Below are 23,276 nucleotides of genomic sequence, written 5' to 3' on the forward strand. Positions count from 1 at the left end.
GCCGCCCTCAGCGCTTGCCGCGTCCGCCGGCGGTGTTCAGCACCACCGCCGCGCGCACCAGCGCCTTCAGGGCCTCGGCGTCGATCGCCTCGCCCTCGCGGATGTCGATGGCGCGGCGGGTGTCGCCCTCCAGGCTCGAATTGAACAGGCCCTTGGGATCGTCCAGCCTGGCGCCCTTGGCGAAGGTCAGCTTCACCACCGCCTTGTAGGTCTCGCCGGTGCAGACGATCCCGCCGTGCTCCCACACCGGCACGCCCCGCCACTTCCAGGTCTCCACGACCTGCGGGTCGGCCTCGCGGATCAGGGCGCGCGCCCGCGCCAGCGTCTCGCCCCGCCAGTCGGCGAGTTCGGCGATCCGCCCGTCGATCAGTTCGGAGGGCGACGGCCCCTCGCTCGTGGCGCTCTTGTCCATGCCTCAGGAACCTCCCGGCCGCCGGCCTCAGTCCAGCCCGGCCAGCACCGCTTCCATCTTGTCCAGGAACCGCGGCCAGCCGGCCGTGGCGCCGCGATAGGCCATCTCCTGGTCGGCGGTGAAGCCCACCTGCTCCATGCGCAGCCGCGTGCCCCCGTCCATCGGCGTCAGGGTCCAGGTGACCACGCTCTCCAGGCCCATCCCCGCCCAGGTGTACGACAGGCTCCGGTGCGGCTCGACGCTCAGCACCTTGCAGTCCACCGAGCCCCACTCGGCGCTGAAGCTGAAGTCGTGCCCCGGCTCGGGCTTGAAGTCGCAGGCCATCAGCCACTCGCCGATCAGGGGCGACTGGGTCAGCGCGCGCCAGACCTTCTCCGGCGGGTGCGGCATCTGCCGTTCGACGACGACGGCGCGGGTTGCGGCGGCGGTCTGGCTCATTGGTCCATCCTCTTCAGCAGGTCTTCCAGATGGTCGAACCGGCGTTCCCAGAACCCGGCCATCTCGATCGTCCAGTCGGCCAGCGGCGCCAGGGCGGAAATCTCGGCGCGATAGTGCGTCTGCCGGCCCGCCTGTCGGCCCTGCACCAGCCCGGCCGCCTTCAGCGCCGCCAGATGCTTGGAGACCGCCGGCTGCGAAATCCCGGCCCCGGCCGTCAGCGTCCCCACCGTCTGTTCGCCCTGCCGGCACAGCCGCTCGAACAGCGCCCGCCGCGTCGGATCGGCGAGGGTTCGGAAGAGTGTGTCTTGGGCGACGGACATGGCAAACACATAACTCGCTGGCTATGGATTCGATCCATAACCCATCAGCTATGGGTCAGGCAAGCCCCGCATCGTCCTGCGCGCCGGGCGGGCCCTCGTATTCGAACTCCACCAGATAGACCGTCTGGCCGGGCCCGTGCTTGGCCACCTTCAGAAGGTCCACCACCCCGGCGAAGCCCGAGCGGCGCGCGAGCTCGGGGGTGACGTCCTCCAGGCCGATCTGGCGGATCGAGGTCACATGGATCGCGCCCGGCCCCAGGGGGTAGCGGCCGCCCGCCTTCACGTGCGGGTTCTGCCAGATGCGCACGCTGCAGGTCACCTCGCCGCGCATGACCGGCGCCCGCAGCCGCTTGGTGAATTGCATCGCAAGATCCCCGGCGACCCCGACCCGAAGGTGGACCGCCCGCCCGGTCTTGTGAAGCGCGCCGGGATCGGTCGCCCGAACAACGACGCCCCCTCCACCCCTTCGGGGTCCCCCTCCCCCAGAGGGGGAGGAGAACTTGCGGCGGCGCAGTTTCGATCTCCTCCCCCGCGAAGTGGGGGAGGGGGACCGCGGAGCGGTGGAGGGGGCTGCGACGATTGAGCCCTCGCCCTACGCCGGCTCCATCGCCTCCGGCTTGGCCGGGTCGTGCGCCGCCTCCCAGCGCCGCCACAGGAGCTTTTCCTGCACCTTGGCCTGCTTGGCCGCGGCCTCCTTGACGTGGCCGAAGCCGCGGATCGACTGCGGGACCTCGGCGATCTGCACCGCCAGGTCCTCGCGCGCCGCCGTCAGGCCCTCCAGCATCCGGCCGACCGCCGCCTCGTAGTCGGCGACGAGCTGGCGCTCCATGCGCCGCTCGGCCGTCCTGCCGAACACGTCGAACGGCCCGCCGCGCAGCCCCTTCATCTTGGCCAGCATCGGAAAGGCGAGATCCAGCATCCAGCCGCCGAAGGCGATCTTCCTCGGCTTGCCGTCCGGCCCCTTGGGCGCCAGCAGCGGCGGGGAGAGCCACACCTTGGCCTTGCCGCCCTTGAAGGTCTGGCCGCGATAGTCGGCGAAGCGGCCGTCGGTGTAGAGCCGGGCCACCTCGTACTCGTCCTTGTAGGCCATCAGCTTGAAGAGGTTCACGGCAACGGCGCGGATCAGCGCCTCCGACGCCTCCGGATGGGCCGCCACCTTGTCCACCAGCGCCCGGTAGCGCGCCGCGTAGGCGCCGTCCTGGTAGGCGGTCAGCTCGGCCACGCGCCCGGCGATCAGCTCGTCCAGGTCCTGGGTCTGCGGCGTCGGCCCGGCCGGCGGGGCGACGTCGCGCGCCGCCGGATCATGCGCCGCCTGGCGGCCGATCTCGAAGGCCGTGAGGTTCGCTTCGGCGTCCACTCCGTTCAGCCGGATCGCCCGGTAGAGCGCGCGGCTGGAGACCGGCACCAGCCCCTTCTGCCAGGCGAAGCCCAGCATGATCATGTTGGAGTAGATGGCGTCGCCCAGCCGCGCCTCGGCCAGCTCCTGGGCCGGAAGCTGGTCGTAGGCCTTGGTCGCCGCCGCGATCCGCCGGGCCGTCGAGCCGGCGTCGAACCGCGCGTCCCGGTCGCTGACGAAGTCGGCCGTCGGCGAGAAGTCGCCGTTGCCGCAGGCCACCGTCCGGTCCTTGGCGTAGAGCGCCAGGGCGTCGGCCCCGGCCGCCACCAGCATGTCGCAGGCGATCAGCACGTGGGCGCTGGCCGCCGGCACGCGCCCGCCGACCACCGTCTCCTCGGTCTCGCCGATGCGCACGTGGCTGAACACCGCCCCGCCCTTCTGCGCCAGGCCCGTCATGTCCACCACCGAGGCGGCGCGGCCGTCCACGTGGGCGGCCATGGCCAGGATCGAGGCCACCGTCGTCACCCCCGTGCCGCCCACGCCGGTGAAGACGATGTTGCGCACGCCGGCCAGCGGCTCGAACGTCGGCAGAGGCGTTGAGTCCGCCGTCAGCGCCGGCGGCGCCTTGCGGTGCGCGTTCTCGGCCCCCTCAAGGGTGATGAACGAGGGACAGAAGCCCTCCAGGCACGAATAGTCCTGGTTGCAGGTCGACTGGTTGATCTTGCGCTTGCGGCCGAACTCGGTCTCCAGCGGCTCCACCGACACGCAGTGCGAGGCCGCCGAGCAGTCGCCGCAGCCCTCGCAGACCAGGGGATTGATCATCACCCGCCGCGGCGCGGCCGGCATGATCCCGCGCTTGCGCCGCCGGCGCTTTTCGGTGGCGCACACCTGGTCGTACAGCAGCACCGTCACGCCCGGCGTCTCGCGCAGAGCCTTCTGCACGGCGATCAGCTCGGAGCGCGGCTTCACCTCCACGCCCGGCGCCAGGTCGCTGACGCCCTCGTAGCGGGCCACCTCGTCGGCCACGATCACCGTCTTGGCCACGCCCTCGGCGGCGAGCTGGCGGGTGATCTGCGCCGGGGTGAAGCCGCTCTCGGCGTGCTGGCCGCCGGTCATGGCCACCGCGTCGTTGAACAGGAGCTTGTAGGTGATGTTCGAGCCGGCCGCGATCGAGCCGCGGATCGCCAGCGAGCCGGAGTGGTTGTAGGTCCCGTCGCCCAGGTTGACGAAGACGTGCTTCTCGTCGGTGAAGGGAGCGGCCCCCACCCAGGACAGCCCCTCCCCGCCCATGTGGCTGGTCAGGTCCGTCGAGGGATCGTTGAAGCTGGCCATGTAGTGGCAGCCGATGCCGGCCAGCGCCCGGCTGCCCTCGGGCAGGCGGGTGGAGGTGTTGTGCGGGCAACCCGAGCAGAAGAACGGCTTCCTCTGCTGGTCGGCGGCCAGGGTCACCGCAGCCATCGAGGCGGCCGAGACCCGCGCCAGATAGTCGTTCACCCGCTCCATGTGCGGCCCGGCCGGCAGCCGGTCGGCGATGGCCAGCGCCACCTCGGCCACCGACAGCGACCCGAGCTCGGAGAGCAGCGGATGGCCGTGCTCGTCGACCTTGCCGATGATCTGCGGCCGCGCGTGGGCCGGCAGCTCGTAGAGCGCCGCGCGGGCCTGGGTCTCGATCAGCGGGCGCTTGTGCTCGATCACCATCAGGGTCTCGAGCCCGGCGGCGAAGGCGCGCAGCCCCGTCGGCTCCAGCGGCCAGGGCATGCCGACCTTGTAGATCGAAACCCCCATGTCGGCGGCTTCGGCCAGGCTCACGCCCATGGCCGAGAAGGCCTCGATCACGTCCTTGTAGGCCTGGCCCTGGCAGACGATGCCCAGGCGCGGCCGGTGCGAGGCCAGCACCGTGCGGTCGATCCCGTTGGCCTTGGCGAAGGCCAGCGCCGCCGGCAGCTTGAAGGTGCGCAGCCGCCGCTCCTTGTCCAGCGGCTGGTCCTTCAGGCGGATCCCGAGCCCGCCGGCCGGCATGGAGAAGTGCGCGGGGGCGGTGAACTGGTGGCGGTCCAGCGACACGTCGATGGTCACGCCGGAGTCCATGGTGTCGGCCAGGGCGATCAGCCCGACCCACAGCCCGGAGAACCGCGACAGGGCGTAGCCGAGCAGGCCGTAGTCCAGCACCTCCTGCACGTCGGCCGGCGAGAGCACCGGCATCTCGAAGTCCTGGAAGGCGAATTCGGATTGCGAGGGCAGCGTCGAGGACTTGCAGGCGTGGTCGTCGCCGGCCACCGCCAGCACCCCGCCCTTGGGCCAGACGCCGGCGAAGTTGGCGTGCTTGAAGGCGTCGCCGGTGCGGTCCACGCCCGGGGCCTTGCCGTACCACATGCCGAACACCCCGTCGTAGCGCGCGCCGGGGAACAGGTTGGCCTGCTGGCTGCCCCACACGGCCGTGGCGCCCAGGTCCTCGTTGAGCCCTTCCTTGAAGACGACCTCCGCCGCGCGCAGGTGTTTCTCGGCGCGATGGGCCTGCTGGTCGAGCCCGCCCAGCGGCGAGCCGCGATAGCCGGAGACGAAACCGGCGGTGTTCAGCCCTGCGGCCTTGTCGAGGCGGTTCTGATCGATCAGAACCCGCAGCAGAGCCTGCACGCCGGTGATGAAAACCCGACCTTCCGTGAGCAGAAACTTGTCGTCGAGCGTCACCTCCGCATGCCGCATTGCAAATTCTTTCCTTTTTGGGCTCCCTATCAGCCTTGGAAGATCATATAAGATCGCAGCAATTGCTTGCCAAAGGCATGCCCCAAATCACCCGATTCGGGGCAAGAATGACACCAATTTGCAGGGGAAATAGGAGGAAATCTTGTCCGAGACCCTTGACGCCGTAGATGCCAAGATCTTGGACCTGATCCAGCATGACGCGGGTCTGTCGGTCGCCGAGATCGCCGAACGCGTGGGACTTTCGTCCTCGCCCTGCTGGCGGCGCATCAAGCGGCTGGAGGACGCCGGCGTCATCCAGCGCCGGGTGACCATCCTCGACCGGGACCTTCTGGGCCTTGGCTTTGAGGTCTATTGCACCGTCAAGCTCAGCCTGCCGACCCGCGAAAACCTCGACGCCTTCGAGGTCGCCATCGCCAAGATGCCCGAGGTCGTGCAGTGCGCCACGGTCACCGGCTCGGCCGACTACGAGCTGCGCATCGTCACCCGCGACATGCACGCCTTCGACGATTTCCTGAGGGAAAAGATTCTCTCCCTGGGCCTGGTTTCGAACATCGAAAGCCGCATCGTCATCCGCTCGGTGAAAAACACCACCGCCGCCCCCCTGGGCCTCATCAGCCCCTACGTCAGCGCGCAGGGCTAGGGCGCGCAGCCCGGCTCGCCGCCCATCCAGCCTGTTAGCCGCTTTACCGGGATAAGCTCACGGCTTTACCGGCCCGGGCCGCGCGCGATCCTGTCTCCAGCAGCAAGCGGAGACTTAAGTTCATGCGTGTGTTCCTGACCGGCGCCACCGGCTTCATCGGCTCGGCGATCATCGACGAGCTCACCGCGGCGGGCCACGAGGTCGCGGGTCTGGCCCGCAGCGACGAGGGCGAGGCCAAGCTCGCCGAGCGGGGCGTCACGGCGCTCAGGGGCGACGTCGCCGAGCCGGAGCGGCTGGCCGAGTTCGCCCGCGCCCACGACGGCGTCATCCACTGCGCCTACGACCATGACTTCACGAACTATCTGAAGTCCGGCGAGATCGAACTGGCGGTCGTCGCGGTCATGACCGAGGCCCTCGCCGGCACGGGCAAGCCGTTCGTCATCGCCTCGGGCATGACCGCCGGCGCGCTCGGCCGCCCGGCCACCGAGGCCGACCCCGCCGACCTAGAGGGCTGGACCGCGGTCCGCGGCCGGCCGGAGGCGATGGCGCTCGCCGCAGCCGCCGAAAACGTCCGGTCGGCGGCCGTGCGCCTGTCGCCCTCGGTCCATGATCGCGAGCGCCAGGGGCTGGTGCCGATGATGATCCAGGCGGCCCGCGCGAAGGGCGTCTCGGCCTACGTCGGCGACGGCTCGAACCGCTGGCCGGCCGTGCACCGCCGTGACGCCGCGCGCCTGTTCCGCCTGGGCCTGGAGCGCGCCGAGCCCGGCCAGCGGCTGCACGCGGTCGGCGAGGAGGGCGTGCCCATTCGCGCCATCGCCGAGGCGATCGGCGAGCGGCTCGGCGTTCCCGCCCGCAGCATCGCCCCCGAGGACGCCGCCGAGCATTTCGGCTGGATCGGCTTCATCGTCGCCGCCGACATTCCGGCCACCGCCGCCGCCACCTGCGAAAGCCTCGGCTGGACCCCGACCTGGCCAGGCTTGCTGGAGGGGCTGAGAGGCGACTACGTGGTGTGAAGGCCGCGCGACATTCGTCATGGCCCGCGCCTATATTGCCGCCCGTCGCAGCGCAGGAGCCCAGACCATGATCGACCTCGTCATCGACCAGCGCCGGCGCGATCTGGGGGGCTTCGAAGTGGGCCGGGTCCTGCCCTTCGCCAGCCACCGCATGGTCGGCCCCTTCATCTTCTTCGACCACATGGGCCCCAAGAGCTTCGAGCCCGGCTTCGGCCGCGAGGTGGACGTGCGCCCGCACCCGCACATCGGCCTGTCCACCGTCACCTATCTCTTCGACGGCGAGATCACCCACCGCGACAGCGTCGGCGCGGTGCAGGACATCCGCCCCGGCGAGGTCAACTGGATGACCGCCGGGCGCGGCATCACCCACTCCGAGCGCTTCGACGACATGCGCAAGAACGGCGGGCTGATGCACGGCATCCAGGCCTGGGTCGCCCTGCCCGAGGCGTTCGAGGAGACCGACCCGGCCTTCGCCCACCACGGCCCGGACGACCTGCCCACCTACGAATCCCCCGACGGCCTGTGGGCCCGGCTGATCGCCGGCAAGGCGTTCGGCGCGGAGGCGCGGGTCAAGACCCACTCGCCGATGTTCTACGTCCACTGGGCGCTGAAGGCCGGCGCCAGGGCCGAGCTTCCCGCCGAATATCCCGAGCGCGCCGCCTATGTCGCCGAGGGCGAGGTGGAGGTCGAGGGCCGCACCTACCACGCCGGCCAGATGCTGGTGTTCAAGCCGGGCGAGCCGGTGCTGTTCACCGCCGTGACGCCGGCCATCGTCATGCTGCTCGGCGGCGAGCCGGTGGGCCCGCGCTTCATCGAATGGAACTTCGTCGCCTCCTCCAAGGAGCGCATCGAACAGGCCAAGGCCGACTGGCGCGCCGGCCGCATGAAGCTGCCCGACGCCGACCACGACGAATTCATCCCCCTGCCCTGATGGCAAGCCGGCGAAGCGCTCAAGATGCTCCCCTCTTGGGGGAGCTGTCGCGAAGCGACTGAAGGGGACTTTGACTCCCCGCGCCGAAGCATCGGCGCGCGCGGGGCCGGCTGAAGTCCCCCTCAGGCCCTGCGGGCCAGCTCCCCCAAGAGGGGAGCATCTCGGCCGCTGTCGCTGCAGATCCAAAGAATCCGGCTAGGCGCCGTGGCGGCGCCTCCGCCACAATGGCGGCGACAGGTCGAAGGCGGCTCAGCGCGCCCGGCCAGGGAGAAGAAGGGCCAGGACATGAAGTTCTACACCTCCATCGGGCCGAACCCGGCCGTCGTCGCCATGTTCCTCGCCGAGAAGGGCGTCAAGCTCGACGAGGTCCAGGTGGACCTGATGGGCGGCGAAAACCGCCAGGAGCCCTACAAGGCCAAGAACCCGGCCGGCCAGCTTCCCTGCCTGGAGCTGGATGACGGCTCCTGCGTCTGCGAGATCACCGCCATCTGCGAATATCTCGACGAGAAGTTCCCCGAGCCGCCGCTGATCGGCAAGACGCCGGAGGAGCGCGCCGAGACCCGCATGTGGGTGCGCCGCATCGACCTGAACATCCTCGAGCCCCTGGCCAACGGCTTCCGCTACGCCGAGGGCCTGCCGCTGTTCCAGAGCCGCATGACCACCATCCCCCACGCCGCCGCCGACCTGAAGGCCCTGGCCAAGGAGAAGCTGGCCTGGCTCGACGGGCTGATGACCGGCCGCAAGTGGATCGCCGGCGAGCGCTTCACCCTGGCCGACATCCTGCTCTACTGTTTCCTGGAGTTCGGCGCCCAGGTCGGCCAGCCCCTCGACCCGGACAACAAGAACATCATCGCCTGGCAGGAACGCATGAAGGCCCGCGCCAAGGTTCCGGCCTGAGGACGTCTCTCCGCCCGCGGGCCTCGCGGGCGGGCCGGGACGAAGAATGGGAATCGACCGATGAGCCGCGTCGTCTACGAGGACCGCTGGTTTCAGGTTCTCGCGCCCGAACGGCCGTTGAACGACCGGGACGACGGCGGCCATCTCATCCTCATCAAGACCGAGCCGGTCACCGACCGCTCCGACCTGTCGGCGGAGGAAGCCATCGACTTCATGCGCATCTCCATGGCCGTGGGCCGGGCGATGTACGACGTGCTGGGGATCGAGCGGATGAACTACGAGGACCTGGGCAACTGGGGGATCGACGAGCCCGGCGGCGCCAAGATGCACCTGCACTTCATGGGTCGCGCTAAGACCCAGGTGCACCAGGTGCGCGGCCAGCACATCGCGCTCTTCCCAAAGGGCCATCCGATCTATGACGGCCACCTCAATCCGCTCGACGCCGCCCAGGTCGAGGCGCTGCGTGCGCGCGTGACGGAGATCCTCTCCGAGCCGAAGTACGCGACGATGGCCGCGCACGCGGGGCTCGCCTCATGAGCCCCCGCGGGTCGGTCCCGGACATCCGCCGCCGTCGCGGCGCCCCGCGCTAGGAAAAGGTCATGCTGCAAACGGTTCATGGCCTCGCTGTCGGCGTCTGGCTCGGCTGCGTCCTCACCGAGGCCCTGTTCGAGCGCGCCCTGCTCGGCAAGGGGCGCGACTACGAAACGGTGCTGGCCGCCCTGCACACGCGGGTCGACCTCCTGGTCGAGCTGCCGGCCATCGCCCTGGTGCTGGCCACGGGCCTGCCCCTGGTGTTGGCCGCCGCCCTCACGCCGGCGCTGGCCGTCAAGCTCGGCTTCGCCGGCCTCGCCATCGCCGCCAACCTCTACTGCGTGCAGCTCGTCTTCGCCCGCGACGCGGCGGCCAAGGCCGGGAACTGGCCCCGCTTCGAGACCCTCGACCACCGCCAGCACAAGGCCGGCGCCGTCGTCCTCCTCGCCATCCTCGCCGCCGCCGGGATCGGCGTGTTCCTGACATGAGCCGATCCAGGCCTGGGGATGCTCCCCCTCTGGGGGAGCTGTCCCGCAGGGACTGAGGGGGACTTTGACTCCTTGCCGCTCGCCCGCCGACTTGCAGTCCCCCTCCGTCGGCTTCGCCCCCCAGAGGGGGAGGATCAGGGCGCGCCAACTGAGACCCGTCTCACCCCCGCCGCGCGGATCAGCCGCCGCGAGGGGTTCCCCTCAATCCTCCGACAGCGCCCGGTGGGTCTGCTCCCAGTACTGCGCCCCGGTGATCAGGGTGACGATCGCCGCCAGCCAGAACAGGCCGTGCGCGGCGAGCGTGAACGGACCCTGCACGCCCGGATCATTGGAGAGGTCGAAGGCGCCCCAGGACGCCACCAGCAGCTCGGCGCCCAGGGCGGTCATCTGCAGGGTGGTCTTCCACTTGGCCAGGGTGGTGACCGGCAGCTTCACCCCCTTGCCCGCGCCCACCTCGCGCAGGGCGCTGACGGTGAATTCGCGGAACAGGATCAGCCCCGCCGGCAGCACCACCATCGGCTGCGGCCCCAGCGCCAGCAGCCCCAGCACCGCCCCGCACACCAGCACCTTGTCGCCGATGGGGTCCAGGATCGCGCCCCACACGCTCTCGGCGTGCAGCTTGCGCGCCAGCCAGCCGTCGAAGAAGTCGGTGACCGAGGCGACGACGAAGGCCCAGAACGCCCAGCGCTCCAGGCTGAACTGCGCCTGCGGGGTCAGCATCTCCGACAGCCGCGGCACGCCGCCCGCCGCCGCGGCCAGGGCCACGAACATGAACAGCGCCAGGATCAGGCGCATGGAGGTCAGAAGGTTCGGCAGGTGTTTCATGGGCCTCAGGCCTTGCGGAAAAAGTCGAAGATGCGCTGGGCCAGCGCCTGGCTGACGCCCTCCACCTTGGAGAGATCCTCCACCGAGGCGCGGGAGACGCCCCGGGCCGAGCCGAAGGCGTGCAGGAGGGCGCGCTTGCGCCCCGGCCCCACCCCGTCGATCTCGTCCAGCGGGTTCTTCTTCATGTCGGCGGCGCGCCGGGCGCGGTGGGTGCCGATGGCGAAGCGGTGGGCCTCGTCGCGCAGGCGCTGCAGGTAGTAGAGCACCGGCGATTTGTGGTCGAAGCGGAACGGCTCCTTGCCGGGGATGAAGAAGCGCTCCATCCCGGCGTCGCGGTCGACGCCCTTGGCCACGCCGACCACCGGGATGTCGTCGACGCCGAGGTCCGCCATGACCTCCATCACCACCGCGATCTGGCCGGCGCCGCCGTCGATCAGCACCAGGTCCGGACGCACCGTGTCCTCGCCGGCCTCCTCCTCCTTGACCAGGCGTGCGAAGCGGCGGCGCAAGACCTCCTTCATCATCCCGAAATCGTCGCCGGGGGTCAGCTCGGTCCCCTTGATGTTGAACTTGCGGTACTGGCTCTTCTGGAAGCCCTCGGGCCCGGCCACGATCATGCCGCCCACCGCGTTCGTGCCCATGATGTGGCTGTTGTCGTAGACCTCGATGCGCTCGGGCGAGGCTTCCAGGCCGAACGCCTCGGCCACGCCCGCCAGGAGCTTCGACTGGGCCGAGCTCTCGGCCATCTTGCGGCCCAGCGCCTCGCGCGCGTTCACCACCGCCTGGTCGACGAGCTGGCGCTTCTCGCCCCGCTGCGGCCGCGCGATCTCCACCTTGCGCCCGGCCTTCATGGCGAAGGCCTCTTCCAGGAGCTCCCGATCCGTCGGCTCCACGCTCACCAGCATCAGCTTGGGGATCGGCTTGTCGTCGTAGAACTGGCCGAGGAACGCGCTCATCACCTCGGCGTCCTCGTCGGTGCGGTCGATCCTCGGGAAATAGGCGCGGTTTCCCCAGTTCTGCCCGGCGCGGAAGAAGAACACCTGCACGCAGGCTTGGCCGCCCTCCGAATGCAGGGCGAAGACGTCGGCTTCCTCCACCGTCTCCGGATTGACGCTGGTCTCCTGGGCCACCGACGCCAGCGCCCGGATGCGGTCGCGCAGCCGCGCGGCCCGCTCGAACTCCAGCTCGTCGGAAGCCGCCTGCATCTCCTCGGACATCTTGGCCATCACCGCCCGGCTCTTGCCGCGCAGGAAGGCCTCGGCCTGGTCCACCAGCCCCGCGTAGTCCTCCAGGCTGATCAGCCCGGTGCAGGGCGCCGCGCACCGGCGGATCTGGTGCAGCATGCACGGCCGCGTGCGGCTCTCGTAAACGCTGTCCGAGCACGAGCGCAGCAGGAACGCCTTCTGCAGGGTGTTCAGCGTCTTGTTCACCGAGAAGGCCGAGGCGAACGGACCGAAGTAGTCGCCCTTGATGGTGTGCGCGCCGCGGTGCTTCTTCAGTTGCGCGGCCGGATGCTCGCGGCGGATGACGATCTCCGGAAAGCTCTTGTCGTCGCGCAGCAGCACGTTGAAGCGCGGCTTCATCTGCTTGATCAGGTTGATCTCGAGCAGCAGCGCGTCGGTTTCCGTCCGGGTGGTGACGAACACCATCTCCCGCGTCAGGTCGACCATGTGGGCGATGCGCTGGGTGTGGAAGCGGCCCTGCGCGTACTGGGTCACCCGCTTCTTCAGCGAGCGGGCCTTGCCCACGTACAAGACCTCGCCGTCCTCGCCGATCATGCGATAGACGCCGGGCGCGTCGGGCAGACGCTTCACCTCATCCTTGATCAGCGCCGCGCCGGTCAGCGGGGCCAGGGTCGAATCCGACATGCCCCAGATATAGGCCGATCTGCCCCGCGCTAGGAGACGTCCGCGCCTGATGCGGCCGACCTGCCGCCAGATCGTCTGCGCCTAGCCCGGCGAGCCCGCGTCGTAGGCCGGGCTGCTTTGTCCGAGGCGCGGCTCCGTCCCGGCCAGCAGCCGCCGGATGTTCGCGCGGTGGCGCATGATCACATAGGCCACGCCCGCCACCACCAGCAGCCGATAGGCCGTCGGGTTCTGCAGGCCGAAGACGAGGCCGATCGCCGTCAGGGCGCCCAGCATCGAGGCGAGCGACATGATGCGGAAGATCGCCAGCACGGCGCAGACGACCGCCGCGGCGCCGAGCCCCACCGGCCAGGAGATCGCCAGCAGCACCCCCAGGCCCGCCGCGGCGGACTTGCCGCCCGTGAAGTTCAGCCAGATCGACCGGGCGTGTCCCAGCAGCACCGCGGCCCCGGCCAGGGCCGCCATCCACGGCTCGACGGTGCGCAGCTCGAGCCCGGCCGGCGGCGTGACGTAGGGCGTCGCATAGAGCCACGCGCAGAACCACTTGATGAAGACGATCGCCCCGGCGCCTTTCAGCAGGTCCACCAGCAGCACCACGAAGAAAGGGCCCTTGCCCAGGGTCCGCAACACGTTCGTCGCCCCGGTGGAGCCGGAGCCCTGCTTCCTCAGGTCGATCCCCTTCAGCAGCCGTCCCGCCAGATAGCCCGTGGGCGTGGAGCCGAAGAGATAGGCGATCGCCAATCCAGCCGCGCTCGCGATCCAGAACACCATGGCCGTCACCTTCCCGATCGACTCCAGGCGCTCACTCTATGGCCCCCTGCGCCCGCGGCCGAAGCGGATTCGACGCCGAACCCTCAGCCCTCAGGCCGCGACAGCACGCAGATCGACTGGCCGACGTTGCCGAAATGCTCCAGCACGTGGCCGCCCTCCAGGGTGAGCGGCGAGGCCAGCGGGACGAAGGCGTCGTGGCCGTCGCGGATGTCCTCCACCTTCAGGTCCAGGTGGCTGGCCCAGGCTCCGATCGCGTCCCGGTCGATGAACACGTTGAGCGGCCGGTCGTTGGAGGCGCGGGCCGCCTCGACGGTCGCGCCGAACACGTCCCAGTGGTACGGCTGGCGGAACTCCAGGAACGAGAAGACGATCTTGCCGCCCGGCTTCAGCACCCGGCGGGCGTCTTCCAGATAGAGATAGCTCTGCTCGTGCAGCAGGTGCGTCAGCACCGAGAACATGCACACGAAGTCGGCGACGCCGTCCGCTTCCGGAATCTGCAGGCCGGTCACCACCTCGAAGCGCCAGTCGGGGCGGTTGCAGAGCGATCTGGCGTAGTCGACCAGTTCCGGCACCAGGTCGGTGCCGAGGTAGCGGCCCTTGTGGCTGGCCGCCAGCGGCTGGGCGGTGCGGCCGGATCCGCAGCCGACGTCGACGAGGTAGTCCTCGTCGCGCATGCCGTAGAAGCGCAGCATCTCCGACTGGACGACGCCATAGGCGTGGAACTCCCCGCCGATCGCATATTCCGCGGCCTGCTTGCGGGGCATCGCCCGCGCGGCCCGGTCGAACCAGTTCCGATAGGCCTTCTGCAGATCAAGCTTGTCGCCGAGCGAGGACATGGTCGTCTCGTCACACCTGTCGATTGAGCGCGATATAGCCGACCGATCCTGACGCGTATACGCGTCCGCCACCGCCGGACCGCGTTTTGTTGCGCCGCGTAACCGGCGCATCGCGCGCCGCCTTCTCTTTGTATCGCTCCGGTTGCACAGCGCGCGAAGGCCGTGGCGCCCGCCCCGGCGCTTGCTCAGCCCCCACCCTTCGCGGGCGGCGTCGCGCCATATCGCAGGCCGTCGATCAGCAGCGCGACCATGCGCTTGACATGGTCTTCCCCGTCGGGGCCCGTCGCGACCGAAAGGTTGCCGATCGCCCGCAGCAGATCATAGGCGGCGATGTCGTCGCGGACGGCGTGCGCGGCGGCGGCGGCTTCGAGAAGCGATTTCAGCACGGGCTCGAAACGGGCCCTGAAATAGGCCGGAAGCTCGTCGAAGGCCGGGTCGCCCGAGTGCAGCGCCGCCGCCAGCCCCTGCTTGGTCGCGATGAACTGCGTGTAGCGCATCAGCCAGCTCGCCAGCGCCTCGCCCGGCGCCTGTTCGGCGGCGAGCGTCGCCGCATCGGCGGCGCAGGCGTCGACCTCCCGCCGGAAAACCGCGGCGACAAGATCGGATCGCTTGGGAAACCGGCGATACAGCGTGCCCAGGCCCACGCCCGCCTCCGCGGCGATCTCGCGCACCGGCGCATCCACGCCCGACCTGGCGAAGATCCGCTTGGCGGCTTCGAGCAGGGCGTCCTCGTTGCGGCGCGCGTCGGCGCGCACCGGTCGCGCCTCGCGTCCGCTCGCCAGGCCGTTGTCCTGGCGCGGCTCAGTCACGCGGCCTTTCGTCATCGACCAATTCCTGCCTTTTCGCCCGACGCCCTTGATAAACGGAACAATGATCCGTATTTGCGATAAACCGGAACAATGATCCGGTTTATCCCTTTCCTCCCCAGCGACAAAGGCAGATCAGTGAACCATCGAGCCGCGTCAACGCCTCCGCCCGCCTCGGGCGCGCCCGCCGCCGTCATTTCCGTGGCGCCGGTGACCTTGGCCAGCCCCGGCCGGGGAACCGACCTCCAGCTACGCGTGTCGGCGCCGGCCGGCGCCGACATGTCGCCGATCATCGTCTTTTCGCACGGCAACGGGCAGTCGCTCTACGCCTACGGTCCGCTGGCGAACTACTGGTCGGCGCACGGCTTTGTCGTGATCCAGCCCACCCACCTCGACTCGCGGATGCTGGGCCTGGCCAAGGACGATCCGCGCCGGCCGCGCTTCTGGCGCCACCGCGAAGCGGACCTGGTCGCCATCCTCGACCAGTTGGACCGGATCGAGGCCATGGTCCCGGCCGTCCGCGGCCGCCTCGACCTCAGCCGCATCGCCGTGGCCGGCCACTCGTGGGGCGCGCAGACGGCCAGCATGCTGCTGGGGGCGACCCACCCGGATCCGGACGACGGCTCCGTCGTGGACATCGCGGACTCTCGCGTGAAGGCGGGCGTGCTGCTCGCCGTGCCGGGCACGGGCGGCGACAATCTCAGCGCCTTCGCCGCTGAGAATTTTCCGTTCATGAACCCGGATTTCTCCCGCATGCGCACGCCCGCGCTCGTGATCGCGGGCGATCACGACAACGGCGCCATGACGGTGCGCGGCCCCGACTGGTGGCGCGAGGCCTATGACCTGAGCCCCGGCGCGAAAGGCCTGTTCACGGTGTTCGGCGGCGAGCATTCGCTCGGCGGCGTTCCCAACTACGAGTCCAGGGAAACGACGGACGAGAGCCCCGAACGGCTCGCCGCCGTCCAACGGCTCTCGCTCGCCTATCTCCTCGGCGCGCTCTACCCCGGCGACGCCGCCTGGGACGAAGCGGTCGCCTGGATGGAGACGGTCGACAATCCGCAGGGGCGGCTCGAAACGAAGTGAGCCGGAGCTCGCGGCGAAGCGTCCGGCGCGAAGGAGGCGCCGGTCGTTATCGGCCGGCCTTCGCCTGGGGCAGGTGCGCCTGGATGTAGGCGATGACCGCCCACCGGTCCTGCTCCGACAGGCTGGCCTTGAAGCCCGGCATCGCCGTTCCGAACGGCGCGCCGCCCTCCGAGACCGTCCAGAACATGAAGGGGTCCCAGTTGCTCATCGGCATGCGCGACAACCAGGCCAGATCGGCGGGCCGCGGCGAGAGCGCGCGGGCGGCCGGACCGTCGCCGAACCCGGTCTGTCCATGACACGAGGCGCAGTTGTCGGCGTACACCTTGGCGCCGCGCTCGATGGTCGCGCTGGTCCTGGGGAGCGGATTGCCGACCCCGGTGTAGGGCGCGGGGACGCCGCCCATCATCGCCGCGTGATTTCGCGCCGCGCTGGGACCCATCATTCCGCCGCCCATGCCTCCCCCCATGCCTCCGCCCATCATGCCCGAGCCGTGGCCGCCCATCATGCCCGGACCCTGGGGCCACGGATTCGCGCCGCAGCATCCACGCCAGGTCTGAGGGGCTTGCGGCTGGGGCTGAGCATCGGCGGCCGAGCTTCCAACAATTGGAATGCTAAGCGCCAGCATAAGCCCTGCGAGAGTCAGTATTTTCATGGCGGGTTCTCCGCATCTTGCGCGAAACCACTATGAGACTCGAATTCCGCCGAGCATAGGCCGTGGCCGATATTATTCGGCGCGGCGATTCAGGCTTGACCGCGCGCCGCTCGCGCCTGGCCCAATATCTCCACGGCCTCGCGGATGACGTAGGCGCCGATGCCGGCGCCGACCATCAGGTCCAGCCAACGGAGCCCGGTCGCCAGGACGAGCAGCCCCGAGACGATCACCGCCGCGTTCGCGACGACGTCGGCGCGCGTGAAGATCCATGTCGCCCGCAGGTGGACCTCGCCATCCCGCACGCGCGCGAGCAGCCGCAGGACCGTCCAGTTCACCGCCAGCGCGACGGCGGCGACGCCGACCATCAGGGCGCCCTCCGGCTCGGTTCCGACGAAGGCGCGCCGGACGACGTCGGCCAGCACGCCGAGCCCCAGCACCACCAGGAGCGAGCCGCTCAAGGTCGCCGCGCCCGCCTTGAAACGGGCGGACCGGCCGACGGCCCACAGCGCCACGGCGTAGGCGGACGCGTCGGCGAGCATGTCCAGCCCGTCGGCCAACAGGCCCGTCGACTGACCCAGAAGACCAGCCGTCGTCTCCACCGCGAACATGACCGCGTTCAGCACCAGGGCGATCAGCAGCACGTTCCGCTCCGGCGCCGTCTCCGCCGCCCCTGGCTTGCATCCGCAGTCGTCCATCGGACAGTCATGGCCCGCGACGCGCCGGAACGCCAGCGCCCGCGTTCCGGCGACGGTCCGCTCAATCCGCGAAGACGGCCCCGCCGCCCCTACAGCCCGTACCCGCCGGCCTGCAGCTTCTCGAACACGGTCTTGGTCACCTTGATGAAGCCCTTGCCGGGGGCGTGGAAGTAGATCGGCGACTTGCTCTTGAAGGGGTCGAAGCCGTCTTCCACCAGGTCGACCTTGCGCTGCTTGAACGTGCCGGTCACCTCGATCGCCGGCAGGATGCGCACGAACAGCGGCTGGGCGTAGGCCGGCAGCTCGCGGCTCACGTGCTCGTCCAGCGCCTTGATGTCGAAGCTCTCGTCCACCACCAGCCCGGCCATGCCCGCGCGGCCCTCCGCGCCCGGCACGGCCACGCCGTAGACATTGGCCTCCAGCACGCCGGGGGCGGCCTCCAGGGTGGCGGCGACCTCGCCGGTGGAGACGTTCTCGCCCTTCCAGCGGAAGGTGTCGCCCACCCGGTCGACGAAATAGAAATAGCCGTCGGCGTCCTGGCGCATCAGGTCGCCGGTGGCGAACCAGGCGTCGCCGCGCTCGAACACGTCGCGCAGCACCTTCTTCTCGCTGGCGGCCTTGTCGACATAGCCGGTGTAGGCGCTGCGCGCGTCGGCGCTGATCTTGCCGATGCACTCGCCCACCTGGCCGGGACCGCACTCCACGCACAGGCCGTTCAGCCCGCGCACCGGCTGGTCGGTCTCCACGTCGTACTGCACCAGCCGATAGTTGAACCGCTCGCGCAGCCACTTGGGCGAGCGGCCGATCGCCCCTTCGCGGCCGTCGAAGTTGAACATCGACACATTGCCCTCGGTGGAGCCGTAGAACTCCAGGATCTCGGGAATGCGGAAGCGCTGCTTCATCTCGCGCCAGACATCCAGGCGCAGGCCGTTGCCGAACGCCATGCGCAGCTTGTGGCGCGTCTCGTCCTCGTGCGGCGGCTGGTTCGCCAGGTAGCGGCACAGCTCGCCGATGTAGACGAACATGGTGCAGCCCTCGGCGATCACGTCGCTCCAGAAGTGGCTGGCCGAGAACTTCTTCTTCAGCACCACCGAGGCGCCGTTCAGCAGCGCCGCGCCCAGGGCGCAGAGCCCGCCGGTGGCGTGGTAGAGCGGCAAGGTCACATAGACGCGGTCCTTCTCGCGCGCGCCGGTCGCCCCGGCGAAGCCGCGCATGTAGAGCTGGGCGCGCACATGGGTCACCCGCGCGGCCTTGGGCAGGCCGGTGGTGCCGCTGGTGAACAGCAGCAGCGCCGTGTCGCCGGCCTTCATCCCGTCGCGGCCGGAACGGTCCGGCGGAAGCTGGCTGCAGCTCTTCAGCGCCTGCACCAGGTCGCGCTGCTCGCCGGAGGCCGCGCCCAGCACCCACTGGCGCACCGGCCGCTCGAGCTGGTCCTTGACCTCCTCGAACGCCGGCGAGGTCTCGTCGTCGACGATGCAGGCGCTCGCCCCGCTGATCGTCAGGCAGTGGGCCAGGGCCGCGCCGCGCAGCTGGTTGTTCAGCAGGGCCGTGACCACGCCCACCTTCGACAGGCCGTACCAGATGGGGAAGTATTCCAGCCGGTTGGGCATCAGGAGCGCCACCACGTCGCCGCGGCGCAGGTTCTGGCCCCGGGCCCAGTGGGCGAAGCGGTTGGCGATGACGTCCAGCTCGCCGTAGGTGATCGAGCGGCCCTCGAAGGTCATGGCGCGCCGCTCGCGCCACATGTCCACCGCCGCCTGCAGGTCGTCGCACACCAGGTTGGCGGAGGCCGCGTTGATGGATTTCACACGCTTCAAGGTGCGGCTGAGGCCGCGCAGGAAACGCCACTCGCGATTGAGCCGGGCTTTGAGACTCATCCACCCCCTCCGAGGCGGCCCCACCTTGGCGGCGAGCCGCGCGGCCGGTCAAGGCGGGCCGCACGCCATAGCACCCTGATTCCGTTAAGACGCCCTTTGGACGGCGCCGCGCCCCGGCGCGCCCGCCGGCCGGCCCCGTCCGAATCGTCCCCCGTTTCGTCCACAGCAATCGGCTCCGTTCGCCCCGAAAAGTCACGCTTGGCGTGTGCGGCCATACCCCTCCTTAACCCCAAGATGCGACCTTCCGACGCATGAAGACAGCACCGGTCGGGGGGGCCGCGCCGCGGCGCGACCTTGGCTTCAATCTGCTTGCGCCGCTCGCGGTCGTCGCCGTCGGGGCGATGGTCGTGTTCGTCCTGAGCCTGGTGCTCTGGTCGCGCGAGGTCGACGCCGGCGCGCGCATGCGCGAGGAGAGCCTGGTCCGCCAGGGCGTGATCGCCCGCATCGGCGAGATCGAGCGCTCGATCTTCCCCCAGACCAACTGGGACGAGGCCGTGGTCCGCCTGGACAACCGCTTCGACCGCGCCTGGGCGCGCGACAACCTGGCGGCCTTCCTCACCCAGGCCGGCGGCTTCGACACGGTCTTCGTGGTCGACGGCCAGGGCCGGCCGCTCTACGCCAGCCGCCGCGGCGAGGATGCGCCGCTGGCGCTCTATGACGACTACCGCGGCGCCGGCGCCCTCATCGCCGACGTGCGCGAGGCCGAGCAGCGTCGCGGCCCCGTGGCCGTCCCCGCCGCCGGCGCGCGCAAGATGCTGACCCGGCCCATCCAGTCCAGCGGCCTGGTCATCGTCGGCGGCGAGCCGCAGCTCGTCACCGCCAGCCTGGTGCAGACCGACTTCGGCCACGCCCGGCCGAAGGGGCCGCGCGCGCCGGTCGTGCTCACCGCCGCCCCGCTCGACGCCGCGCTCCTGGCGCCCATCGGCGAGCGCTACCAGCTCAACGCCCTCAAGGCGGTCATCGACCGCCCGCAGGTCCCGCGCGGCGACCTGGCCACCGCCGGCTTCCATACCCTGCGCGGCGGCCCCTCGGTCACCCTGGTCTGGACCCCGCGGCGGCCGGGCGCGGAGCTGCTGCGCGCGGCGATCGGCCCGGTGATCCTGGTGATCGTCGCCTTCGCCGCCGTCGGCGGGCTGATGGTGGTGCGCGCCCGCCGCGCCGCCGAGGGCCTGATCGCCTCCAACCGCGCCCAGAGCGAATTCCTGGCCAACATGAGCCACGAGATCCGCACCCCGCTGAACGGGGTGGTGGCCATCGCCGCGGCCCTGGAGAAGACCGGCCTTTCCGACCGCCAGGCCGAGCTGGTGCGCATCATCCGCGGCTCCGGCCAGACCCTGGAGCGCCTGCTCTCCGACGTGCTGGACCTCTCCAAGATCGAGACCGGCGCGGTGGTGATCGAGCGCGAGCCCTTCCACCTGGGCGAGGCGGTGCGCGCCGTCGGCGCCCTGTGCCGTCCCCGGGCCGACGAAAAGGGCGTGGCCCTGGTCGTCGAGGTCGCCCCCGCCGCCGAGCGCCTGGTCCTGGGCGACGTGGTGCGGGTCAAGCAGGTGATCACCAACCTGGTCTCCAACGCCGTGAAGTTCACCGAGACCGGCCGCGTCGTCCTGCGGGTCCTGGCCGGCCGCGGCGAGACGAGCTGGCGCATCGAGGTGGAGGACACCGGCGTCGGCTTCGATCCGGCCGACAAGGCCAAGATCTTCGGCCGCTTCCAGCAGGCTGACGGCTCGGTCACCCGCCGCTACGGCGGCACGGGCCTGGGCCTTTCCATCTCCCGCCAGCTCGTCGAGCTGATGGGCGGCGATCTCGACTGCGACAGCACCCCCGGCGCCGGCTCGATCTTCATCGTCGACCTGCCCCTGCCCCCCGCCGCCGAGGCCGCCACGCCCGCGCCCCTGTTCGCCGCCGACCGGCTGGAGGCGCCCGGCGCGCTCGCGTCCCGCCCGGCGGCGAACGGGCCGGCCTTCCCCGCCCCCGGCGCCGACCTCCTCGACGACGACGTCGCCGAGCGGCGCCTGCGCGTGCTGCTGGCCGACGACCACCCCACCAACCGCACCGTGGTGGAGGTGCTGCTCACCGGCCTCGACCTCGACCTGGTCAGCGTCGAGAACGGGCTGGAGGCCTGCGAGGCCTTCGAGGCCGACCGCTTCGACGTGGTCCTGATGGACATGCAGATGCCGGTGATGGACGGCCTGAACGCCGTGCGCCGCCTGCGCACCTACGAGCGGCGCCAGCGCCTGTCGCCGTCCCTGGTGGTGATGCTCACCGCCAACGCCATGCGCGAGCACCACGACCTCAGCCTGGCCGCCGGCGCCGACCTGCACCTGGCCAAGCCGATCGAGGCGGCCCGCCTGTTCGCGGCCCTGGAGGCGGGCATGGCGCGCACCGCCGCGGCCGTCGCCGCCGCGATCTAGCCATTTACGCCGGATACGGACCATCGCCGCTTGGCCCGACTCAAGGATTGTTTAAGGCTCCTGCGGCACTCTTCCGGTTGAATGGGAGGGCTTCCATGAAGAATCTGCTCAGCCAGGACGCCGCGGAATGGGCGTCGGCCACCCTGGTGTTCGTCTGCGGCGCCTCCGCCGGCCATTTCGCCCAGCAGGGCATGAGCCTCACCCAGTGGGCCGGCGCCCTCGCCGCCGTCCTCGGCTCGATCACCGTCGCCGTCGCCGTCCGCGTCTGGCCCGCCGAAGCCCGCACCCAGGACGCCAACCGCGACTGAGCCAAGGGCTCATCCAAGATGCTCCCCCGCTGGGGGAGCTGCCGCGAAGCGGCTGAGGGGGACCGAAGACTCCGGCGAGGCATCATGGTCGGGCGCGACGCCTACATCGCCGTCTACATCATGACCAACCGGCCCTACGGCACGCTCTACGTCGGCGTCACCGGCCGGCTCGCCCATCGCATCTGGGAGCATCGCGAAGGCGTCTACCCCGGCTTCACCCGCCGCCACGGCCTCAAGCGGCTGGTCTGGTACGAGCCGCACGACGACATGACCGTCGCCCTCCAGCGCGAGAAATCGATCAAGCGCTGGCCCCGCGACTGGAAGATCAACCTCATCGAGCGCGACAACCCGCACTGGGACGACCTCTACGCCGGCCTGGCCTAGCCGGAGCGCCAGCCGCCCCACCCCGTCATCCCAGGCCTTGTGCCTGGGACCCATGCCGCAGCTCCCGCCGAGCCCGCCGCCGCCCCGCGAACCCCGCCGCCGCACAGCCGGGCCCGACCATGGATCCCCGCCACAAGGGCGGGGAAGGCGACAGGGGGGCCGGCCGCCCAGATGCTCCCCCGCTGGGGGAGCTGCCGCGAAGCGGCTGAGGGGGACTTCGACTCCCCTATTCCGGAAGCACGTCCACCCCCAGCGCCGCCAGCAACAGGTGCTGCTGCCCCCCCGTGATCTTCACCCCCTCGAATGAGGAAAGCGCCGTCAGCGCCAGCCCGTCGATCGCCGCCCCGCGCAGGTCGGCCCGCGCCAGCTTGGCCCCGCCGGTCAGCGCCTGGAAAAGGTCGCAGCCCTTCAGGTCCGCCCCCTCCAGGTCCGCGCCCGTCAGGTCGGCCTCCCGCAACGAGGAGCCCGACAGGTCGCACCCCGGCAGGCTCGCCTCGGACAGGTCCGCCAGCCCCATCCGGCAGCCGCGGAACGCCGCGGCCCAGCGCACCACCTTCTTGCCGAACGCGCGGGAAAAGTCGGCCCGGTGGAACCGCGCCCCCACCAGGTTGGTGTCGCTCATCTCCACCGCATAGAGGCTGGAGCGGTCGAAGTCGGAAAAGCTCAGGTCGCAGCGGGCGAACCGCGCCTCGTCGAGCTGGCAAAAGGCGAACGCGGCCCCGGCGTGCTCCTCGGCGTCGGTCATGACGCAGTCCTCGAACACCGCCTCGCGCAGGTCCACATGGGCGAAGCGGCAGCGCACGAACCGGCACCGCGTGAACCGCGCCCCCTGCAGCAAGGTCGCGGTGACCTGCACATCCACCAGCGCGCAGTCCTCCAGCACCAGGTCCGCCAGATCCCGCTCGGCCCAGTCGGCGGCCGACAGGTCCGCGCCGGCGATGTGCGCGCCGGGGATCAGGTCGGGGAGGTCGCCGTCAGCCGCCATCGCTCGCCTCTCCCCTCCCCGCGTCATCCCGCAAGCCGCGCAGCGGCTGTGCGGGACCCATGCGCACCG

Annotated in this window: 25 protein-coding genes; 10 read left to right on the forward strand and 15 right to left on the reverse strand. The window is 70.4% G+C overall.

The window, feature by feature from the left end:
* Positions 1-7: 7 nt before the first annotated feature.
* From ACE3TA_RS08710 to ACE3TA_RS08730, 5 genes are all read right to left on the reverse strand, one after another.
* Entirely contained in the window at positions 8-412 is a 405-nt protein-coding gene (locus tag ACE3TA_RS08710) for a DUF1801 domain-containing protein (protein ID WP_374572629.1), read from the reverse strand.
* A 27-nt stretch (positions 413-439) separates the two neighbouring features.
* On the reverse strand, positions 440-850 hold the full coding sequence (locus tag ACE3TA_RS08715) for an SRPBCC domain-containing protein (protein WP_374572631.1): 411 nt from the start codon (positions 848-850) through the stop codon (positions 440-442).
* Complete coding sequence (locus ACE3TA_RS08720) at positions 847-1,170, reverse strand: ArsR/SmtB family transcription factor (protein ID WP_374572633.1); 324 nt, start codon at positions 1,168-1,170, stop codon at positions 847-849. Before ACE3TA_RS08720 ends, ACE3TA_RS08715 begins: the two co-directional genes overlap by 4 nt.
* Positions 1,171-1,225: 55 nt before the next feature.
* Positions 1,226-1,534, reverse strand: coding sequence for a hypothetical protein (locus ACE3TA_RS08725; RefSeq protein ID WP_374572635.1), 309 nt, complete (start codon positions 1,532-1,534; stop codon positions 1,226-1,228).
* A 228-nt stretch (positions 1,535-1,762) separates the two neighbouring features.
* On the reverse strand, positions 1,763-5,209 hold the full coding sequence (locus ACE3TA_RS08730; protein ID WP_374572637.1) for an indolepyruvate ferredoxin oxidoreductase family protein: 3,447 nt from the start codon (positions 5,207-5,209) through the stop codon (positions 1,763-1,765).
* Between the two features lie 142 nt (positions 5,210-5,351).
* Between ACE3TA_RS08730 and ACE3TA_RS08735 the strand changes: the two genes are divergently transcribed.
* The 6 genes from ACE3TA_RS08735 (at position 5,352) to ACE3TA_RS08760 (ending at position 9,709) form a co-directional block, all read left to right on the forward strand.
* Positions 5,352-5,849, forward strand: a complete 498-nt coding sequence (locus tag ACE3TA_RS08735; protein ID WP_374572639.1) for an Lrp/AsnC family transcriptional regulator — start codon at positions 5,352-5,354, stop codon at positions 5,847-5,849.
* A gap of 122 nt (positions 5,850-5,971) precedes the next feature.
* Positions 5,972-6,862: an SDR family oxidoreductase gene (locus tag ACE3TA_RS08740; RefSeq protein WP_374572641.1), complete on the forward strand. Its 891-nt coding sequence runs from the start codon at positions 5,972-5,974 to the stop codon at positions 6,860-6,862.
* 67 nt (positions 6,863-6,929) lie between these two features.
* Positions 6,930-7,793, forward strand: a complete 864-nt coding sequence (locus tag ACE3TA_RS08745) for a pirin family protein (protein WP_374572643.1) — start codon at positions 6,930-6,932, stop codon at positions 7,791-7,793.
* A gap of 285 nt (positions 7,794-8,078) precedes the next feature.
* Complete coding sequence (locus tag ACE3TA_RS08750) at positions 8,079-8,690, forward strand: glutathione S-transferase family protein (protein WP_374572645.1); 612 nt, start codon at positions 8,079-8,081, stop codon at positions 8,688-8,690.
* Positions 8,691-8,750: 60 nt separating this feature from the next.
* Entirely contained in the window at positions 8,751-9,227 is a 477-nt protein-coding gene (locus tag ACE3TA_RS08755; RefSeq protein ID WP_374572647.1) for an HIT family protein, read from the forward strand.
* Between the two features lie 62 nt (positions 9,228-9,289).
* Entirely contained in the window at positions 9,290-9,709 is a 420-nt protein-coding gene (locus ACE3TA_RS08760) for a hypothetical protein (protein WP_374572649.1), read from the forward strand.
* Positions 9,710-9,910: 201 nt separating this feature from the next.
* Here ACE3TA_RS08760 and pgsA read toward each other — a convergent pair whose 3' ends face one another.
* The 6 genes from pgsA to ACE3TA_RS08790 all read right to left on the reverse strand — a co-directional run bounded on the left by pgsA (position 9,911) and on the right by ACE3TA_RS08790 (position 15,105).
* The gene (gene pgsA / locus ACE3TA_RS08765) at positions 9,911-10,534 is read right to left on the reverse strand and encodes a CDP-diacylglycerol--glycerol-3-phosphate 3-phosphatidyltransferase (RefSeq protein ID WP_374572651.1); all 624 of its coding nucleotides are present in this window, start codon (positions 10,532-10,534) and stop codon (positions 9,911-9,913) included.
* A gap of 5 nt (positions 10,535-10,539) precedes the next feature.
* Complete coding sequence (gene uvrC, locus ACE3TA_RS08770) at positions 10,540-12,402, reverse strand: excinuclease ABC subunit UvrC (protein ID WP_374572653.1); 1,863 nt, start codon at positions 12,400-12,402, stop codon at positions 10,540-10,542.
* Positions 12,403-12,483: 81 nt separating this feature from the next.
* Entirely contained in the window at positions 12,484-13,170 is a 687-nt protein-coding gene (gene plsY / locus ACE3TA_RS08775) for a glycerol-3-phosphate 1-O-acyltransferase PlsY (protein ID WP_374572655.1), read from the reverse strand.
* Positions 13,171-13,253: 83 nt separating this feature from the next.
* On the reverse strand, positions 13,254-14,006 hold the full coding sequence (locus tag ACE3TA_RS08780; protein ID WP_374572658.1) for a class I SAM-dependent methyltransferase: 753 nt from the start codon (positions 14,004-14,006) through the stop codon (positions 13,254-13,256).
* A gap of 185 nt (positions 14,007-14,191) precedes the next feature.
* Positions 14,192-14,830, reverse strand: coding sequence for a TetR/AcrR family transcriptional regulator (locus tag ACE3TA_RS08785; RefSeq protein ID WP_374572660.1), 639 nt, complete (start codon positions 14,828-14,830; stop codon positions 14,192-14,194).
* Complete coding sequence (locus ACE3TA_RS08790; protein WP_374572662.1) at positions 14,827-15,105, reverse strand: hypothetical protein; 279 nt, start codon at positions 15,103-15,105, stop codon at positions 14,827-14,829. The genes ACE3TA_RS08785 and ACE3TA_RS08790 overlap by 4 nt, the downstream gene beginning before the upstream one ends.
* Between ACE3TA_RS08790 and ACE3TA_RS08795 the strand changes: the two genes are divergently transcribed.
* Positions 15,092-15,895, forward strand: a complete 804-nt coding sequence (locus ACE3TA_RS08795) for an alpha/beta hydrolase family protein (RefSeq protein ID WP_374572664.1) — start codon at positions 15,092-15,094, stop codon at positions 15,893-15,895. The two genes, ACE3TA_RS08790 and ACE3TA_RS08795, sit on opposite strands and share 14 nt — an antisense overlap.
* 46 nt (positions 15,896-15,941) lie before the next feature.
* Here the strand turns inward: ACE3TA_RS08795 and ACE3TA_RS08800 are convergent, their stop codons facing one another.
* The 3 genes from ACE3TA_RS08800 to ACE3TA_RS08810 form a co-directional block, all read right to left on the reverse strand.
* Entirely contained in the window at positions 15,942-16,400 is a 459-nt protein-coding gene (locus ACE3TA_RS08800; RefSeq protein WP_374572666.1) for a c-type cytochrome, read from the reverse strand.
* Positions 16,401-16,636: 236 nt separating this feature from the next.
* Positions 16,637-17,188, reverse strand: coding sequence for a cation diffusion facilitator family transporter (locus ACE3TA_RS08805; RefSeq protein ID WP_374572668.1), 552 nt, complete (start codon positions 17,186-17,188; stop codon positions 16,637-16,639).
* Between the two features lie 143 nt (positions 17,189-17,331).
* Positions 17,332-19,119, reverse strand: coding sequence for a long-chain-acyl-CoA synthetase (locus tag ACE3TA_RS08810; protein WP_374572670.1), 1,788 nt, complete (start codon positions 19,117-19,119; stop codon positions 17,332-17,334).
* A 251-nt stretch (positions 19,120-19,370) separates the two neighbouring features.
* Between ACE3TA_RS08810 and ACE3TA_RS08815 the strand changes: the two genes are divergently transcribed.
* From ACE3TA_RS08815 to ACE3TA_RS08825, 3 genes are all read left to right on the forward strand, one after another.
* Positions 19,371-21,530 (forward strand): ATP-binding protein, encoded by a 2,160-nt coding sequence (locus ACE3TA_RS08815; RefSeq protein ID WP_374572672.1) that lies wholly within the window; start codon positions 19,371-19,373, stop codon positions 21,528-21,530.
* Between the two features lie 95 nt (positions 21,531-21,625).
* Positions 21,626-21,838, forward strand: coding sequence for a hypothetical protein (locus tag ACE3TA_RS08820; protein ID WP_374572674.1), 213 nt, complete (start codon positions 21,626-21,628; stop codon positions 21,836-21,838).
* A gap of 84 nt (positions 21,839-21,922) precedes the next feature.
* A complete protein-coding gene (locus ACE3TA_RS08825) occupies positions 21,923-22,222 on the forward strand; it encodes a GIY-YIG nuclease family protein (RefSeq protein ID WP_374572676.1) in 300 nt (99 codons plus the stop codon).
* Between the two features lie 226 nt (positions 22,223-22,448).
* Here the strand turns inward: ACE3TA_RS08825 and ACE3TA_RS08830 are convergent, their stop codons facing one another.
* The gene (locus tag ACE3TA_RS08830) at positions 22,449-23,207 is read right to left on the reverse strand and encodes a pentapeptide repeat-containing protein (protein ID WP_374572678.1); all 759 of its coding nucleotides are present in this window, start codon (positions 23,205-23,207) and stop codon (positions 22,449-22,451) included.
* Between the last annotated feature and the right edge of the window lie 69 nt (positions 23,208-23,276).

The organism is Phenylobacterium sp. (assembly GCF_041916435.1).
Lineage (GTDB): Bacteria > Pseudomonadota > Alphaproteobacteria > Caulobacterales > Caulobacteraceae > Phenylobacterium.